10 protein-coding genes and 2 rRNA genes are annotated in these 18,204 nt (G+C 62.2%); 2 read left to right on the forward strand and 10 right to left on the reverse strand.

Annotated elements, in window-relative coordinates:
• Window positions 1-74: 74 nt before the first annotated feature.
• Complete coding sequence (locus LOY69_RS20410; RefSeq protein WP_265073516.1) at window positions 75-1,958, forward strand: amidohydrolase; 1,884 nt, start codon at window positions 75-77, stop codon at window positions 1,956-1,958.
• A 55-nt stretch (window positions 1,959-2,013) separates the two neighbouring features.
• On the opposite strand, the gene LOY69_RS20415 is transcribed toward LOY69_RS20410, so the two are convergent.
• The 7 genes from LOY69_RS20415 to LOY69_RS20445 form a co-directional block, all read right to left on the reverse strand.
• Window positions 2,014-3,333: an NAD(P)/FAD-dependent oxidoreductase gene (locus LOY69_RS20415; protein WP_265073517.1), complete on the reverse strand. Its 1,320-nt coding sequence runs from the start codon at window positions 3,331-3,333 to the stop codon at window positions 2,014-2,016.
• On the reverse strand, window positions 3,318-4,001 hold the full coding sequence (locus tag LOY69_RS20420; RefSeq protein ID WP_265073518.1) for a S8 family serine peptidase: 684 nt from the start codon (window positions 3,999-4,001) through the stop codon (window positions 3,318-3,320). The genes LOY69_RS20415 and LOY69_RS20420 overlap by 16 nt, the downstream gene beginning before the upstream one ends.
• Complete coding sequence (locus LOY69_RS20425; RefSeq protein WP_265073519.1) at window positions 3,991-5,709, reverse strand: ABC transporter ATP-binding protein; 1,719 nt, start codon at window positions 5,707-5,709, stop codon at window positions 3,991-3,993. The genes LOY69_RS20420 and LOY69_RS20425 overlap by 11 nt, the downstream gene beginning before the upstream one ends.
• Window positions 5,709-7,613 (reverse strand): sigma-54-dependent Fis family transcriptional regulator, encoded by a 1,905-nt coding sequence (locus LOY69_RS20430; protein ID WP_265073520.1) that lies wholly within the window; start codon window positions 7,611-7,613, stop codon window positions 5,709-5,711. Before LOY69_RS20430 ends, LOY69_RS20425 begins: the two co-directional genes overlap by 1 nt.
• Before the next feature lie 314 nt (window positions 7,614-7,927).
• Window positions 7,928-8,953: a histone deacetylase family protein gene (locus LOY69_RS20435; protein ID WP_265073521.1), complete on the reverse strand. Its 1,026-nt coding sequence runs from the start codon at window positions 8,951-8,953 to the stop codon at window positions 7,928-7,930.
• 10 nt (window positions 8,954-8,963) lie between these two features.
• Entirely contained in the window at window positions 8,964-10,193 is a 1,230-nt protein-coding gene (locus LOY69_RS20440) for a Zn-dependent hydrolase (protein ID WP_265073522.1), read from the reverse strand.
• A 19-nt stretch (window positions 10,194-10,212) separates the two neighbouring features.
• Window positions 10,213-11,526, reverse strand: coding sequence for an MFS transporter (locus LOY69_RS20445; RefSeq protein WP_265073523.1), 1,314 nt, complete (start codon window positions 11,524-11,526; stop codon window positions 10,213-10,215).
• 177 nt (window positions 11,527-11,703) lie between these two features.
• Between LOY69_RS20445 and LOY69_RS20450 the strand changes: the two genes are divergently transcribed.
• Complete coding sequence (locus LOY69_RS20450; protein WP_102880101.1) at window positions 11,704-12,639, forward strand: LysR family transcriptional regulator; 936 nt, start codon at window positions 11,704-11,706, stop codon at window positions 12,637-12,639.
• A gap of 57 nt (window positions 12,640-12,696) precedes the next feature.
• Here the strand turns inward: LOY69_RS20450 and mrdA are convergent, their stop codons facing one another.
• The 3 genes from mrdA to LOY69_RS20465 all read right to left on the reverse strand — a co-directional run bounded on the left by mrdA (window position 12,697) and on the right by LOY69_RS20465 (window position 18,001).
• The gene (gene mrdA, locus LOY69_RS20455) at window positions 12,697-14,589 is read right to left on the reverse strand and encodes a penicillin-binding protein 2 (RefSeq protein ID WP_265073524.1); all 1,893 of its coding nucleotides are present in this window, start codon (window positions 14,587-14,589) and stop codon (window positions 12,697-12,699) included.
• A 260-nt stretch (window positions 14,590-14,849) separates the two neighbouring features.
• Window positions 14,850-14,965: ribosomal RNA gene (gene rrf, locus LOY69_RS20460) — 5S ribosomal RNA — on the reverse strand.
• 144 nt (window positions 14,966-15,109) lie between these two features.
• Window positions 15,110-18,001 (reverse strand): 23S ribosomal RNA (locus tag LOY69_RS20465).
• Window positions 18,002-18,204: the final 203 nt, after the last annotated feature.

Genomic DNA, 18,204 nt, shown 5'->3' on the forward strand with positions numbered 1-18,204 from the left:
CTCGACAGCTGGTACAAGGAGCCCGGCCCCTCTTCCTGCACCCCTCATACCACCGCACCGCCGAGGAACGCATCATGGGATCGAATGGAAATGATCACGACCACATCCAGTGTGGATGCCACAACCCGATCTGGGAGGCCTTGAAGCACAGCCTGAACCCCACCGGCCATCTGACGGGCCAGCTTGCCAACGCCCATGGCCCGGGTCTTGAGACGGGTGGCGAATCCATCGTCTTCACCCATGGCCACATCTATCCGCTACGCAACGGCAACATGGACGAGCGGGTCGAGGCACTGGGCATCCACGCCGGCGATGTGGTCGCCTCAGGCACCCTGGCCGACGTCGAATCCCGCCTGCGAGCCCTGGGCATCGCCTACAGGGTCCAGTCGCTGGAAGGCAGGACCCTGCTTCCGGGCCTGGTGGAGCCCCACGCGCACATCGTGCAGAGCTGCGCCATGGAAGACTGGATACCGGTGGGCGCGTTCGATCAAGAGCGACAACGCCTGCGAGAAACCTATGATTGGAACTGGTTGGTCGAGACCCTGCGCAGTGCCCCGGTCAAAGACCCTTCGTCATGGATTCTCGGGCGCATGGTCGATCCGGCCTTGATGCCGTTCAAGAAGGTGGAAGGTGGCCTGAACCAACTCATAACCCTGGGCTGTGGCTTCGATGAAGAGATCGGTAACCTGGACAGCATCGACGCCGAACGCCCGATCCTGCTGATCAGTGCGTCGATGCACACCGCCTACATGAACAGTGCGGCGAGCGAAGCGGTCTTTCGCAAGACCGGCGTCAAAGCCAACAAAGGCCTGTTGCAGGAGCGTGAAATCCTCCACGCCATTCGCTCCATTCCGGTCCAGCAGCAGTTGCAGATGCTGAAGATCTTCAAACACCTCGAAGACTACTTCAACACCGCCACGCAACGCGGAATTACCCTGCTGTACGACGCCATGATGGACCCCATCTCAAGACTGGTGCTGGACGCCTACTTCCTGACTCATCCCAGGAATCTGCGGATCGGTTACGCCGCCGCCTGCGACGGCTCCGCCAAAAGCCTGCAAAGCCTGCCACCCTATCGACCCGCCACCCGCGAAGAAGCCAAACGCATCTACCAGGGCTCGGTGAAGCTGGTATCAGACGGCTCCAACCAGGGCCTGACCGGCTACCAGAGCGTGGACTATTGCTGTGAAACCACCCCCCGCCGGGGCAATTTCAATGTCTGCGACGAGCAGCAGCCAGACCCGCAAACCCTCCCCGTGGCCTACCAGACCCTGGTCAGCAAAGCGGTCGAGACCGGCTGGCCCCTGATGATTCATGCCAACGGCGACCGAGCCATCGACTTCACCCTGCAAGCCTACGCAGGGGCCTTCAAGGACGGCAACGGCCTGGAAAAGCGCCATCGCATCGAACACTGCTCGCTGCTGAACGCGGACAGTCTTGAGCGCATGAACCAGCTGGGGCTGTCACCGAGCTTCCTGATCGGGCATGTCGGTTACTGGGGCTACTCCTTCCAACAGGCGATTTTCGAGCAGCGGGCCGAGACCATGCTCGACCTGTGCAAATCGGCCCTCAAGCACAATCTGCGCATTTCCCTGCACAGCGACTGCACGGTCACCCCACTGGGCCCGCTGCGCTCCATGGAGCAGGCCGTGACCCGCAAGATGGAGGGCATCCGTAGCGCACAATCGCCGTATCCGGTCCTGCAGAACCCTGAAGACTACCCGGTGCTCAACGCTGGCGAATGCCTGACTCGCCAAGAGGCGCTGAAAGCCATCACCTACGATGCCGCCTGGCAATGCCACGCCGAGCGCTGGATGGGGTCCTTGCAGGACCACAACTTCGCCGACCTGGTGATTCTCGAACAGGACCCGCTCGACGAAAACATCCCGGCTACCGGCATCAGGGACATCCAGGTCTACCAGACCTGGAAAGGCGGCCAGCGGGTGTACCAGCGCTAACTGAACCTACCCTCAGGGCAGTGAACCTGAGCCCGCTCGCTTGTGCACGGCGGGTTCAGGGTCGATAGCCCTGGGCCAGCAACCAGCCCCGCACCACCCGCCCCTGCTCCGGGCTCAGCTCCGCCAGGGCCTGGCTCGGGGGCTGGTGCTGCAAGCGGCGCAACAACGGCGCCAGCTCCACGCCCTGCACATGCCAGATACCCAGGGGCTGGTCCGGGGTGATCACCACTTCGGCCTCATCCACCAGGCCATCGCGCAGTACCGGGGCGTGCTCGATACGCAAGGCTGCAAAGTCCACGGCCGCGTGTGCCGGCTGCTGGTCCGGCCAGTGCCGGCGGGCCTGCCAGAACGGTTGCTCGGGCCAGCGCTGCTCGTCGGCGTAGAAATCCCGGCCGATGCGGGCAAACCGCAGGAACAGCTGCTCCACCCGTTGTTGATGAAAGCGCCCGGCCAGGGCTCTGCGCTCCGGACGCTGCAACAGGGTATTGATCACCGCCGGCGCCTGCAGCGCCGAGGACAGGGACTGGAAGATGCCATTGCCAGACAGCGGGTCCACCGCCATGGCCGCATCCCCGACCCGCAGCCAGTGAGCGCCGCACACCTGGGGGCAGAGAATCGCCGTGCTGCTACGGGCGTGCAGCTGCAGATCCTGTTCGGCACCCCCGGCAAAAAAATCCGCGGCCAGGGCTGACGCCTGACGGCGCTGACGGCAGTACTCCAGCAACTGCGCCTTGCCCGGCAGTGCGGCGCTGGCCACATCCAGGGTCAGTTGCCAGTAGCACTGGCCGTCGCTGCGCCGGGCCATCCAGGCCCAGCCGTCCTCCAGGCTGTGCACGGCACTGGCGGCAGTGCCAGACGGCCCTTGCCAGCGGTTGAGCAAGCTGAGGGTTTCCGGGCCACGCCGGCCATTCCCGACGCCCTGCTGCAGTGCCTTGTCCAATGCAGGCGCCTGACGCCCGCGGGCTTCGACCAGGAACTCGCCGAGCTGCTCCTCGTGCCCCTGCACCTGCACCCGGTGCCCGAGCGCCGTGGACTGCACACCCAGCACGCGGCCGTGGATCAGCGTCACCCCGGCCTGATGCAGGGCATCGCGCAGGCCACGGTCGAAGGTCGGGCGATCCAGCAGGTATTCGATGTTCTGCGCATGCTGCGCGCCGTTCCACGCCACTTGCCGCTGGGAAGGGTGCAGGGCCTGGGCCAGTGCCGACTCCAGACCGGCGCCGCGCAAGGCTTCCAGCACCCGCAGCGAGACCCCCTCCAGCGCCGGAAAACGCCGCCAGTCGCTGATCAGGGTCACCGGGTAACCGAGGCGCCGCAGCCCCAGGGCCACCGCCGCGCCGGCCGGCCCCGCCCCCAGGATCAGGATCGATTGCATGGCACGCTCCGGCGCTCGGGCCCCTGGTAGGCGGCCTGCTCCTGCAGCCACTGGCGCACCTGCAGATTGCTCGCGCCGGGCTGGGTATTGAGGTAGGCGGCGATATGCCCGCTCAAGGCAGCACAGCCCAGGCTGGCGCCGGACGGCCCCGGGCGGCCGGCGCGCACGCAGGCGGCGAAATCGGCCTGGGCCGTGTTCAGCCAGGACCACTGCTGCGCACTGCAACGCGCATCGCCGGTGACCCGCAACACGCCGGGATAGCGGGCCGGGAATACCGGCTCGCCCTGGGCCGGGCTGGACGCACAGAGCAGCACGCCGCGTGCCACGGCCTCGGCGCAGGCGGCGCGCAGTGAATCGCGATCCTGGCGCAGCCCGAGACTGAGGTTGATCAGGCGCACATCCTGCTCCAGCAGCCAATACAGGGCGGCACTGACTTGCGCGGCGCTGGTCACCCCGCGCTGATCGAACACCTGGGCCAGATACAGCTGGGCATCGGGCGCGCGCTGCTCGATGGCCTCGATGATCGCGCTGCCATGGCCAAGGGTATCCTGCTGCAACTCGCCCTCGCCCATGCCTTGCGCCAGCAGAAAGAAACGCCGGCCGGCCGCCACCCGTTGATGGGGGGCATGGCCGCTGTCGATCACGCCGATGCGCAGCTCAGGCTTCATGGGCCACCGCCACGCTGTGCAATACCCCGTCCAGCAACTCGAAGCGCAGGTCAGCGTCGGCCAGGGTCGAAGGCCGGTGGCTGATCAGGATGCGCGTGCGCCCGGCGAACAGGCGGTCGATGGCTTCGATCACCTCGCGCTCGGTGGCTTCGTCCACCGCCGAAGTGGCTTCGTCCAGTACCAGGATCATCGGGTCCTGGAGCAATGCACGGGCGATGGCGATGCGTTGTTTCTGCCCGCCGGACAGCTGCTGGCCACGCTCGCCCAGGGGGCTGTCCAGGCCCTCGGGCAGGGACTCGATCAGCCCCTGCAATTGCGCCAGCCGCGCCACTTCGGCCACGGCTTCGCGGCTGGCAGCGGGCACGCTGTAGGCCAGGTTGTCCGCCAGGCTGCCGCGAAACAGCACGATGTCCTGGCTGACCACCGCCACTTGGCGGCGCAGTTGCGCCAGGTCCAGTTGACGCAGGTCGATGCCCCCCAGCAGCACCTGCCCGGACTGGGGGTCATGGTGACGCTGCAAGAGGTCGATCAAGGTGCTTTTCCCGGCCCCCGAAGTGCCGCTCAGGGCCACCTTGAGGCCATAGGGAATCCGCGCTTCGATGCCCTTGAGGGTCGAGCCGCGCCCCGGATGACTGAAGTGCACATCCTTGAAGTGCAGCTCGCCATTGTCCGGCACCGGCAACGGCGCGGTGGGGGCGCTGATGCCCGGCTCCTCACCGCGCAGTTCCATGACCCGGCCCAGGCTCACGGTCATGCGCTGGATCGCCACATACAGTCCCAGCAGGCTCTGCACCGGTCCCACCGCCATGCCCAGGTAGGTGGAGAAGGCAATCAGCGCCCCCAGTTGCCAGGTGCCCTGCACCACCCAGTAACCGCCAATCAGGAAGGCGCAGGCCCGGGACAATGAGGTCAGGGTGCCGGGCACCGCCTGGGTGAAGAACTCGGTGACCTGCAGCTTGAGCAACTGGTTCATGTAGCCCTGGCCGAGGCGGTCCAGGCGCTGAGCCTCTCGTTGCTGCTGGCCGGCGCTCTGGATGAATTTCATCACTGGCAGGGTTTCCACCATGAACGAGGACATGTCCGCGGAACGCTCACGCAACTGGCGTACATCGCGCTCCACCTTGCGCCGCATCCAGCGCAGCCAGAGCACGTCCAGGGGAATCAACACCAGGGCCAGCAGCGAGAGTTGCCAGGACAGGGTCAGGAGCATCGCCAGGGCGACGACAAGACCGATCACGCTGGACACTGCGGAAAACAATGAGTCGACGGCAAAGCGCTGGATCTCCGCCACATCGCCGTCCAGGCGCGACATCAGGTCGCCGATTCGCCGCTGCCCGTAGAAGTTCGGCGACAACCGTTGCAGATGGCGATAGAGGTCGTCGCGCAGGGCGAACAGGATGCGTCCGGACAGGCGCGTATGCAGGTAGCGATTGACCCCGGACAGCAGCGTGCCCAGCAGACCGGCAAGGATCATCAAGCCGGCGATCAGCACCAGTTTGGAGAAGTCCCGGGCCAGCAGGCCGTCGTCGATCAGCAGCTTGGTCAGCCAGGGTTGCACCAGCACCAGCAACGAGGCGCACACCGACAGCCCCAGCAGGCCGCCGATGGCCAGCCGATGGGGCCGCACGAAACTGTAGAGCCAGCCCAGGGCGGCACTCAGGGCCTGGGGGTCGCGGCTGTCCACCAGCCGGGTGATCAGGCGCCGCATCAGGCGCGCAACTGCTTGAGCTTGCGGTACAGGGTCGCGCGGCTGATGCCCAGGGCGTCCGCAGCCGCCGAGACATTGCCCTGATGGTTGTCCAGGGCACTGCGGATCAGCTCCAGCTCGTTCTCGCGGATGCTCCCGGTCTGCGGCCGCTCGCTGGCCTGCAGATCGTCGAGCATGCTGTCGGGCAGATGTTCCAGGCCGATGTGGCACTCGCCTTCTTCGCGCAGGGCCAGGGCGGTGCGCAGGACCATCTCCAGCTGGCGGATATTGCCCGGCCAGTGGTAGTCCGTCAGCAGCCGGCGCAGTTCGTCGCTGAGGCTCACGTCGGCGCCGCCGAGCCTGGCCAGCAGGCTGTCCACCAGCGGCTGCAGGTCTTCGCGTTCACGCAGGGCCGGCAGCAGCACGCTGATGCCGTTGACCCGGTAGAACAGGTCTTCGCGAAAGGCCTGCTCTTGCACCTGCTGCTTGAGGTCGCGGTGGGTGGCACAGATCAGGGCAATGTCGATGTCCTGCTCCTCACCGGCTCCCAGGGGCGCTACCTTGCGGTCTTGCAGCACTCGCAGCAGGCGGGCTTGCAGGGCCAGGGGCATGTCGCCGATCTCATCGAGGAACAAGGTGCCACCGTGGGCCTGTTGCAGGCGTCCGATCATGCCGCCGCGGCGCGAGCCGGTGAAGGCGCCTTCGCGGTAACCGAACAGCTCCGACTCGATCAGGCCTTCGGGAATCGCCGCGCAGTTGACCGCGACAAAGGGTTTCTCGGCACGACTGCCCGCACGATGCAGGGCCCGGGCCAGGACTTCCTTGCCGGTGCCGGTTTCTCCCAGCAACAGCACTGGCAAGCCGTTGGCCAAGCCCTGGCGGGCCATGCGCAGGGTGCGGGCGTAGCGGCTGTTGCCCCCGGCCAGGGCTTCCAGGTCCTGAGGCATGGGCGTGGCTTTCGGTGTGCTGCGGGGCGTGCGGTGCAGGTTCAGAGACGGTTGAGGCGCCCGCAGGGCCTTGTAGAACAGCTCGCCCTTGGCGGTCTGCAGGCTGCCCACGGCGCCTTGCTGCAGGCGGGCCAGCAGTTGCAGGCCGTCGAGCCCGAGGAACTCTTCGCAACGCCGCCCCACCAGGGCCGCGCGCGGTGTGTTGAGCAACTGGCAGGCCTGGCTGCTGACCGCAAGAATCTGCCCGCCCAGGCTCAGGGCCAGCAGGCCTTGCCAGGGCGATTCGAGGTATTGCCGACGACTGTGGAAGGCCAGGACGATCTGCTCCGGGTAGGACGCGTGGAACACTCGCGCCTCGATCTGGCTGACCGCCATGGACAACAGCGCGGTGCTGTCCTGAACGCGGCCCAGGGGGCCTTCGCGGGTCAGGTCAAGAACGCCGAGGATCTCGCCCTGGGGGCATTGGATGGGCACCGATGTGCAGGAGAAATGGCTGAGGCGATCCAGGTAGTGTTCGCCGCAATCGATCAGGGTCGGCCGGGCTTCCACCAGGGCCGTGCCCAGGGCGTTGGTGCCACGGGTGGCCTCGCTCCAGCAGGCGCCGAGGGTGATGTCCTGCACGCCGCTGTCCTTGAGCCGGTCGGCCCGGCCTTCGATGGCCAGGATGGTGGCGTCGGCGTTAGCGAGTATGATCAGGCCATCCTGGCCCTGATGCTGGGTCAGGTAGTCGATGGCCGGGGTTGCCGCGTCCAGCAACAGACGATTGCTGGCCAGCAGCACCTCGAGGCTGGCGCTGGATTCCAGGGTCAGTTGATGCTGACTGCCAAAGTGCACGCCATGGCTGAGGCTGCGCCGCCATGAGGCATCGATTTCCGCACGCAAGACCCCATCGGGGATCTCGCCTTCCAGGTGCAGCCGCTCCCGGGCCAGCCGGGCTTCGTGTTGCTGCTCACCCTTTGTTGTTTTTATAAGAGTCATCAAGCGCTCCGAATCGGTCCGCCCGCTGTACCCGCTCCACTCCCTTGGATTGCGCGAGGCACGCAAGCCGTGGTCAATGTCTACACCGGGTTCAGAGGGCAGTAAAGGGGCTTTGTCCGGATCATCGGGCAGCCCTGCATTGCTTACCCTGTCATTCGAGATCAAGCAAAACCTGCGCCAGTGGAACGGGCGCCCGAGCATGTTGACGTTAACGTAAAGCAAATGGCAAGTACCCCACGCCTCCTCCCAGCCCCTGCTGCAGGAGCTGGCTTGCCAGCGAAAAGGGCATTGAGCGGAACACCGCCCGGCTGGTCCTAAAGGGCCCAGGCGGCGCTGTCGGCAAAGAAGGCGCGGGCGTTGTCTTCCAGGCTGTCCAGGTGGTAACCCCCTTCCTGGACAATCAGGCACGGCAGGCCAAGGCTGCGGATGCGCTGGCCAAGGATGGCGAAGCCGTCTCGGGTCACCGCGACCTTGCTTTGCGGATCGAGCTCGTAGATGTCGAAGCCCAGGGACAGCACCAGCACCTCGGCGCCGAATGCCTTCACCGCAGCCAGGGCCTGTTCCAGGCGGGCGAGGAAATCCGCTTCGCTGGCGCCATGCGCCATCGGCAGGTTGAGGTTATAGCCCTCCCCCGCGCCACTGCCACGCTCCTCGGTGAAGCCGGCCACCCCCGGGTAGAAGTTGGTCGGGTCGCCATGCACCGAGACATACAGGACGTCGGCACGTTCGTAGAAGATTTCCTGAATGCCCTGGCCGTGGTGCATGTCGGTATCGAGCACAGCCACCCGGGCAAACCGCTCCCGCAGTACCTGGGCGGCAATCGCCGCGTTGTTCAGGTAGCAGAAACCGCCAGCGGCTTCGGCCCGGGCATGGTGCCCCGGCGGGCGGCACAGAGCGTAGGCGGCCGGCTCGCCATCCAGCAGGGCACGGGCCCCGGCAATGGCACTCTGGGCCGACCAGTAGGCCGAGCGCCAGGTCTGCTCGCCCACCGGGCAACTGCCGTCCGCCAGGTAACGTGCTGCCTGGGCAAGGATGCCGCGCAGGGCATTGGGCTCGCGAACGAAGATGTTGGACATGACTTCATCGCCCCAATCCTCGGGGATTTCCTTCCAGCGTCGATGGGCCTCTTCAAGGAATGCCAGGTACGGCGCGCCGTGCACTGCCAGCAGCGGTTGCAGGCCGGCGTCCTCGGGTTGCCTGACCTCGAAGCCCAGGGAGTGCGCGGCCTGCACCAGGCGCCGGGCACGCTCGGGAACTTCCTGGGGCGTGCGCATCTGGCCGCGGGAATAGTAGCTGCGGGGATGGTGAAGCAATTGTTCAGGGTGGAAAAAACTGCGCATCAAGGTCTCCTCAGGCCACCCGGCCGGCACGGGCCAGCACGGCGTTAAGCAATACATCGGCGCCCTGGCACACGTCCTCGGGCAACACATCTTCGGCTTCGTTATGACTCAAGCCTCCGACACAGGGAATGAACACCATGGCGGTGGGGCAATAGCGCGCCAGCAGGATGGCATCGTGGCCCGCGCCGCTGACGATGGACTGCTGAGGATAGCCAAGCCCATCCACCGCCTGCTGCACCGCCGCCACGCACTCGGCATCAAAGGGCGTGGCCGGGCTGAGCCAATGGCGGTCGATGCGGACCTTGAGCCCGCGCTCCCGAGCAATGCGCTCCAGGCGTTCCTCAACCTGCTGCTCCATGGCGGCGATCTGTTGATCATGGTGGTGGCGCAGGTCGACGGTGAAGGTCAGCCGCCCGGGAATGGTATTGCGCGATGACTTGGCAACGCTCAGCTCACCGACAGTGGTCAGGCCTTGCGGGGCAAAATCCGCTGCCACCTGCTCCACGGCGAGGATCATCTGCGCGGCGCCATACAGGGCATCCTTGCGCAGTGGCATCGGCGTAGTGCCAGCGTGGGCGGCCATGCCTTCAACCTGAACGTCGAGCCAGCGGATCGCCTGACCGCCACTGACCACGCCGATGCTCTTGGCGTTGTCTTCAAGGATCGGGCCCTGTTCGATATGGGCTTCGAAATAGGCATCCACTGCCCCGCCCAAAGGCCGATTGCCGGCGTAACCGGTGCGTTGCAGGGCCTCGGCGACGCTGATGCCATCGGCGTCGCGCACCGCCAGGGCGGCGTCCAGGGACATGATCCCGGTGAACACCGCCGAGCCGAACATCGCCGGGGTGAAACGCGCGCCTTCCTCGTTGGTCCACACCACCACCTCCAGAGGCTTGCGAGTCTGGACTCCGAGATCATTGAGCGTGCGCAGCACTTCCAAGCCGGCCAGCACGCCGTAGACACCGTCGAAACGCCCGCCCTCGGGCTGGGTGTCGAGGTGGCTGCCCATCATCACTGGGGCTGCGTGCGGGTCACTGCCGGGACGCCGGGCAAACAGGTTGCCGATGGGGTCGACGCTCAGGGTCATGCCAGCTTCTGTACACCAGTGGGCGAAGAGTTCGCGTCCGGCCCGGTCCTCATCGCTCAGGGCCAGACGGCAGCTACCGCCGCGAGCGGTGGCGCCGATTTCGGCCATGGCCATCAGGCTCGCCCAGAGGCGTTGGCCATTGATTTTCAACATCGATCGTGTCTCCGGACAATCAAGCGTGGGACGCCATTTCCAGGCGATGGGCGTGGGCGTGACGGCGCGACAGGGCCAGCACGCAGATCAGCGATACTGCAGCGATCAGGCTGTAGAACAGCGCCATCGGCCACCATTGGCCGATGAACCTGTGGGCCAGCCAGGTGCCGATCAGCGGGGTCAGGCCACCGGCCAGGGCACCGCAGACTTGATAGGCCAGGGAGATCGCGGTGTAGCGCACCCGCGTCTCGAACATGCCGCTGACGTAACCGGCGATCACCGCGTAGAAGGAGGCCATGCACACCACTGCCAGGGCGATGCCGAGGATCATCAGCGGCGCTTGGCCTGAACTCACCAACACGAACATCGGATAGGGCGAGGCCATGGCCAGTACTGACACCAGGCATAAAAAGCGCGTGGCGCCGATTTTCTCGGCGGTCCAGGCCGCCAGGGGCTGGATGCAGAACTGGATGATCGCCACCACGAACAGGCATTCGAGAATCAGCGAACGGGGAATCTCCAGTTGCTGGGTGGTGTAGGCAATCATGAAGGTGTTGGTGAAATACACCCCGGCGATCCCCAGGGTATTGGCGCCGATGCACAGCAGCAGCGGAAGCCAGGCCGTGCGCAGCACTTGCATCACAGGTGCCTGTTCCTTGCGCAGCGATTTGGCCGCCTGCTCGCGGCTGGCGAGAAACTCCGGCGACTCGTTGACCCCCAGGCGAATCGCCAGGCCTACCAGCAGCAACAACGCGCTGGCGAGGAACGGCAGGCGCCAGCCCCAGCTCATCAACGCGTCCTCGGGCAGGCGGGTCACGGCGCTGAAGGCCAGTAGCGAGAGAATCAAACCCGCCGGGCTGCCCAATTGGGCGAAGGAGGCGAAGAAGTTGCGCCGGCCCTTGGGCGCATGTTCGCCGGCCATCAGCACCGCTCCGCCCCACTCGCCTCCCACGGCAATGCCCTGGACGATGCGCAGCAGGATCAGCAGCACCGGGGCCAGGGCGCCGATCTGTGCATAAGTCGGCAACAGGCCGATGCACACGGTGACCACGCCCATCATCAGCAAGGTGATGACCAGGGATTTCTTGCGGCCGATACGGTCGCCGATATGGCCGAAGATGATGCCCCCCAGGGGCCGGGCGAAGAAGCCCACAGCGAAGGTCCCGAACGCGGCCATGGTGCTGAACAGTTTGTCGTCGGAGGGGAAGAACAAGGCACCGAACACCAGCGCCGCAGCGGTGGCGTAGATGTAGAAGTCGTACCACTCGATCATGGTGCCGATAAAGGCGGCGGCCGCGGCCCGGCGTGGCTGCGGCGAAGCGGAAGGCTTCATGGTTGGCTCCTTTGGTTATTTTTGTGGCAGGAGAAAGGGTCAAGCGCAGGGGCTTCTGTGGGCGCCTGTCTGGGAGGGATTTATCCGTTTCGCCAGATAATTAGTCAATTTTCTATTGGTTATCTCGATTATTATCCTGGCTTATTATTCGCCTAGATCCCGATCCAGAGCCCTGCCATGTCCGACCGCGATGCCCGACGCCTGCTCAATGACCGCCTCGACTGGAACCTGCTGCGCACCTTCCGGGTGATCGGCCAGGAACTGAGCATCAGTCGCGCAGCGGCGCGCCTGCACCTGACCCAACCGGCAGTGAGCCAAGCCCTCAAGCGCCTGGAAGAACAGCTGGGACGGCAGTTGATCGCCCGACGCGGGCCGCGTTTTGCCCTGACCGAAGTGGGCGAACAGATCTTTGCCCTGGCCGGGGAAATCTACGGCCAGATGTCCCAGGTCAGCAGCGTGCTGGAGCAGCCCGCCGACGAGGTGATCGGCAAGGTGCGGCTGTTGATCATCAGCCGGATCTTCAATGAGCGTTTCGATGACTTTCTGGCCGACTTCCATCGCCAGCATCCGCGCGTCGACCTGGAGGTCGAGGTGATGCGCAGTTCGGATATCGTCAGTGCCCTGCAGGAGAAGACCGCGACCCTGGGCCTGAGCCTTAATCGGCGGCCACAGCCACGCCTGGAACAACGGCTGTTCCTGCGGCAGCGCTACGCATTTTTTTGCGGCAAGCATCATCCATTGTTCGGGCGCCAGGACGTGGCCGAGGGCGACCTGCAGCGGGAGAATTTCGTCAGTTTCACCAGCGACCAGATCGGCGGCATGCTCTCGCCACTGACCATCTTCCGTGACCAGCAAGGCTTCAGCGGGCGCATCGTCGCCTCCTCGCCAAGCCTGGAGGAAGTACGGCGCCTGGTGATTGCCGGGTTTGGCATCGGCTGCCTGCCAGAGCATGTGGTGGCCGCCGATGTCGACGCCGGGCTGCTGTGGCGCCTGCCGCCCCACGACGGCATCGCCGATGTCGACATCCATCTGCTGTGGAACCGTGAACAACGCATGAGCCGTGCCGAGGTGCTGTTCCTGGAGCTGCTGCAGGAACGCCTCACCGCTCAGTGACGCAAGGGACGCTCGGGCGGACTCACAAGATGCCGGGCAGCCCGGTGTTGCAACGACTCAGACGTGGGGATCGCCAGGGGCCTTGGCGGGTGTAGCGTATTGCGGCTTGAGGTGGCCGTTCTGGTCCAGCAGCCAGGCGTCCATGATCTGTCGCACCACGGGCCCTGCGACCCGGCCGCCGGCCTCACCGTTCTCGATCATGACCGCGATCACGATCTGTGGGTGCTCGGCGGGGGCAAAGCCGACGAACAGGGCGTTGTCGCGGTTGCGCTCGCGGGTCTTGAGGCGGTCATAGCGTTCGCCCTGCTTGATCGCCACCACCTGGGCGGTGCCGCTCTTGCCGGCGATACGGTACTGCGCACCGGCGGCGGCAGCGCGGGCGATGCCCCGCGGGTCGTGCATCACCATCTGCATACCGTGGCTGACCTGATCCCAGTCATGGGGATTTTTCAGCAGGATGTTGGGCATCGGGTGCTCATCCACCGGAGCTACGCCATCGATGGTCTTGGCCAGGTGCGGGCGGTTCCACACGCCCTTGTTGGCGATCAGCGCTGTGGCCTGTGCCAATTGCAGCGGCGTGACCTGCATGTAGCCCTGACCAATGCCGAGGATCACGGTTTCCCCCGGGAACCAGGGCTGGCGGCGGGTGGCGCGCTTCCAGGCTTGGGATGGCATCAATCCTGGGGATTCCTCGAACATGTCCAGGGAGACTTTCTCACCCAGGCCGAACATCGCCATGTAGTCGTGCAGGCGGTCGATGCCGAGCTTGTGGGCCAGATCGTAGAAGTAGGTGTCGTTGGAGCGCATGATCGCTGCGTCCATATCCACCCAACCATCGCCGCTGTGGTTCCAGTTGCGGTATTTGTGATCGAAGTCCGGCAATTGGTAGTAACCGGGATCGAAGACTCGGGTCGAGGCGGTCACCACGCCGGTGTCGAGGCCGGCAATCGCCACCTCCGGCTTGATGGTGGAGCCCGGTGCGTAGAGGCCGCGCAGCACCCGGTTGAACAGCGGGCGATCGATGGAGTCGTGCAGTGCCGCGTATTCCTTGAAGCTGATGCCGGTGACGAACAGGTTGGGATCAAAGCTTGGCTTGCTGACCATGGCCAATACTTCGCCCGTGGCAGGGTCGAGGGCCACCACTGAGCCGCGACGGTCCCCCAGGGCCTCTTCGGCAGCTTCCTGGAGCTTGATATCCAGGCTCAGGACGATGTTCTTCCCGGGGATAGGATCTGTGTGTTTGAGCACGCGCATGACCCGCCCCTGGGCGTTGGTCTCGACCTCTTCATAGCCGACGTGACCGTGCAACTCGGACTCGTAGAATTTCTCGACGCCCGTCTTGCCAATGGATTGGGTGCCACGGTATTCCACCGAGTCCAGGGTCTTGGTTTCTTTCTCGTTGATCCGCCCAACGTAGCCAATGGAGTGGGCAAAGTGGGCGCCCATGGGGTAATGGCGGACGAACTGGGCTTGCACATCCAGTCCTGGCAGGCGGTACTCGTTGACCGCAAGGACGGCGATTTGCTCTTCGGTGAGCTCGTAGAACAGGGTCACGGGGACGAAGGGGTGGCGGGCCTGCTTCATTTCCTTGTCGAACAGGGTTCGATCCTCTGGCGGCAGGTGCAGCAGGTCGATCACCGTGTCCAACTCGCCTTTGAGATCGGTGGTGCGTTCGCGGGTGATGGTCAGGTTGAAGCTGGGGCGGTTGTCCGCCAGGACCACGCCATTGCGGTCATAGATCAGCCCTCGGGTCGGGGTGATCGGCAGCACGTGGACACGGTTGTTTTCCGAGACGGTGGAGTGATAGTCGAACTCCACCACCTGGAGGAAGTACATACGCCCTACCAAGGCGCAAGTAATGGCCACCACCAACATAGCGCAGGCGAGCAGGCGCTTGTTGACCAGGCGGTTCTCTTTTTCGTGGTCCTTGATCGGAATCGCTTCGGGCATTGCTACAACTTCTCGTTGAATAGAGGTCGACGCTGATCCGTGCGGGTGAACTCAAGTCCTTAAAAAGAGCTGCACCATAGCAAAAACCACTCACTGTTTTTGAGGGGATTTCCATCACGAGTGATCAATGGTGCTGACCCTCACTGCGGTTGTGGGGCTATGCGTGGGCAATGTCCTTTCTGGTCGCTGTAGGACTTGGCTTTTTCTCCGCGCAAAAACAAAACCCCAATTGCTTTCGCAATTGGGGTTTCGGAATTTAATCTTGACGATGACCTACTCTCACATGGGGAAACCCCACACTACCATCGGCGATGCATCGTTTCACTTCTGAGTTCGGGATGGGATCAGGTGGTTCCAACGCTCTATGGTCGTCAAGAAATTCGGTAGCCAGTCCGTTGCTGATGCAACGTGCCAGCGAATGGGTATGTAATAGATTTGTGTGTTGTGCAAACTTTCGGTTTGTAGCGTCTTCACACACCGCAATCGTCTCTTCGAGTTACGCAAATTGCTTGGGTGTTATATGGTCAAGCCTCACGGGCAATTAGTATTGGTTAGCTCAACGCCTCACAGCGCTTACACACCCAACCTATCAACGTCGTAGTCTTCGACGGCCCTTTAGGGGATTCAAGATCCCAGTGAGATCTCATCTTGAGGCAAGTTTCCCGCTTAGATGCTTTCAGCGGTTATCTTTTCCGAACATAGCTACCCGGCAATGCCACTGGCGTGACAACCGGAACACCAGAGGTTCGTCCACTCCGGTCCTCTCGTACTAGGAGCAGCCCCTCTCAAATCTCAAACGTCCACGGCAGATAGGGACCGAACTGTCTCACGACGTTCTAAACCCAGCTCGCGTACCACTTTAAATGGCGAACAGCCATACCCTTGGGACCGGCTTCAGCCCCAGGATGTGATGAGCCGACATCGAGGTGCCAAACACCGCCGTCGATATGAACTCTTGGGCGGTATCAGCCTGTTATCCCCGGAGTACCTTTTATCCGTTGAGCGATGGCCCTTCCATACAGAACCACCGGATCACTAAGACCTACTTTCGTACCTGCTCGACGTGTCTGTCTCGCAGTCAAGCGCGCTTTTGCCTTTATACTCTACGACCGATTTCCGACCGGTCTGAGCGCACCTTCGTACTCCTCCGTTACTCTTTAGGAGGAGACCGCCCCAGTCAAACTACCCACCATACACTGTCCTCGATCCGGATAACGGACCTGAGTTAGAACCTCAAAGTTGCCAGGGTGGTATTTCAAGGATGGCTCCACGCAAACTGGCGTTCACGCTTCAAAGCCTCCCACCTATCCTACACAAGCAAATTCAAAGTCCAGTGCAAAGCTATAGTAAAGGTTCACGGGGTCTTTCCGTCTAGCCGCGGATACACTGCATCTTCACAGCGATTTCAATTTCACTGAGTCTCGGGTGGAGACAGCGCCGCCATCGTTACGCCATTCGTGCAGGTCGGAACTTACCCGACAAGGAATTTCGCTACCTTAGGACCGTTATAGTTACGGCCGCCGTTTACCGGGGCTTCGATCAAGAGCTTCGCGTTAGCTAACCCCATCAATTAACCTTCCGGCACCGGGCAGGCGTCACACCCTATACGTCCACTTTCGTGTTTGCAGAGTGCTGTGTTTTTAATAAACAGTCGCAGCGGCCTGGTATCTTCGACCGGCATGAGCTTACGGAGCAAGTCCTTCACCCTCACCGGCGCACCTTCTCCCGAAGTTACGGTGCCATTTTGCCTAGTTCCTTCACCCGAGTTCTCTCAAGCGCCTTGGTATTCTCTACCCAACCACCTGTGTCGGTTTGGGGTACGGTTCCTAGTTATCTGAAGCTTAGAAGCTTTTCTTGGAAGCATGGCATCAACCACTTCGTCACCTAAAAGGTAACTCGTCATCAGCTCTCGGCCTTAGAACCCCGGATTTACCTAAGATTCCAGCCTACCACCTTAAACTTGGACAACCAACGCCAAGCTGGCCTAGCCTTCTCCGTCCCTCCATCGCAATAACTAGAAGTACAGGAATATTAACCTGTTTTCCATCGACTACGCTTTTCAGCCTCGCCTTAGGGACCGACTAACCCTGCGTCGATTAACGTTGCGCAGGAAACCTTGGTCTTTCGGCGTGGGTGTTTTTCACACCCATTGTCGTTACTCATGTCAGCATTCGCACTTCTGATACCTCCAGCAAGCTTCTCAACTCACCTTCACAGGCTTACAGAACGCTCCTCTACCGCATCACTTACGTGATACCCGTAGCTTCGGTGTATGGTTTGAGCCCCGTTACATCTTCCGCGCAGGCCGACTCGACTAGTGAGCTATTACGCTTTCTTTAAAGGGTGGCTGCTTCTAAGCCAACCTCCTAGCTGTCTAAGCCTTCCCACATCGTTTCCCACTTAACCATAACTTTGGGACCTTAGCTGACGGTCTGGGTTGTTTCCCTTTTCACGACGGACGTTAGCACCCGCCGTGTGTCTCCCATGCTCGGCACTTGTAGGTATTCGGAGTTTGCATCGGTTTGGTAAGTCGGGATGACCCCCTAGCCGAAACAGTGCTCTACCCCCTACAGTGATACATGAGGCGCTACCTAAATAGCTTTCGAGGAGAACCAGCTATCTCCGAGCTTGATTAGCCTTTCACTCCGATCCACAGGTCATCCGCTAACTTTTCAACGGTAGTCGGTTCGGTCCTCCAGTCAGTGTTACCTAACCTTCAACCTGCCCATGGATAGATCGCCCGGTTTCGGGTCTATTCCCAGCGACTAGACGCCCTATTAAGACTCGCTTTCGCTACGCCTCCCCTATTCGGTTAAGCTCGCCACTGAAAATAAGTCGCTGACCCATTATACAAAAGGTACGCAGTCACAGAACAAAGTCTGCTCCCACTGCTTGTACGCATACGGTTTCAGGATCTATTTCACTCCCCTCTCCGGGGTTCTTTTCGCCTTTCCCTCACGGTACTAGTTCACTATCGGTCAGTCAGTAGTATTTAGCCTTGGAGGATGGTCCCCCCATATTCAGACAAGGTTTCTCGTGCCCCGTCCTACTCGATTTCATGACTAAGAGATTTTCGCGTACAGGGCTATCACCCACTATGGCCGCACTTTCCAGAGCGTTCCGCTAATCTCAAAGCCACTTAAGGGCTAGTCCCCGTTCGCTCGCCACTACTAAGGGAATCTCGGTTGATTTCTTTTCCTCAGGGTACTTAGATGTTTCAGTTCCCCTGGTTCGCCTCTTGCACCTATGTATTCAGTACAAGATAACCATCTTATGATGGCTGGGTTCCCCCATTCAGAGATCTCCGGATCAAAGTCTGTTTGCCGACTCCCCGAAGCTTATCGCAGGCTACCACGTCTTTCATCGCCTCTGACTGCCAAGGCATCCACCGTATGCGCTTCTTCACTTGACCATATAACCCCAAGCAATCTGGTTATACTATGAAGACGACATTCGCCGAAAATTTGCAATTTAACTCACAAATTTTACCTTAGCCTGATCCGTTACCAGTGAAAGTAACGTTCAGTCTATCTTTCTATCACATACCCAAATTTTTAAAGAACGATCTAATCAAAAGACTAGAAATCAACATTCAAGCAGAATGCTCATTTCTAA

This window comes from Pseudomonas sp. B21-059, assembly GCF_026016285.1.
Taxonomy (GTDB): domain Bacteria; phylum Pseudomonadota; class Gammaproteobacteria; order Pseudomonadales; family Pseudomonadaceae; genus Aquipseudomonas; species Aquipseudomonas danubii.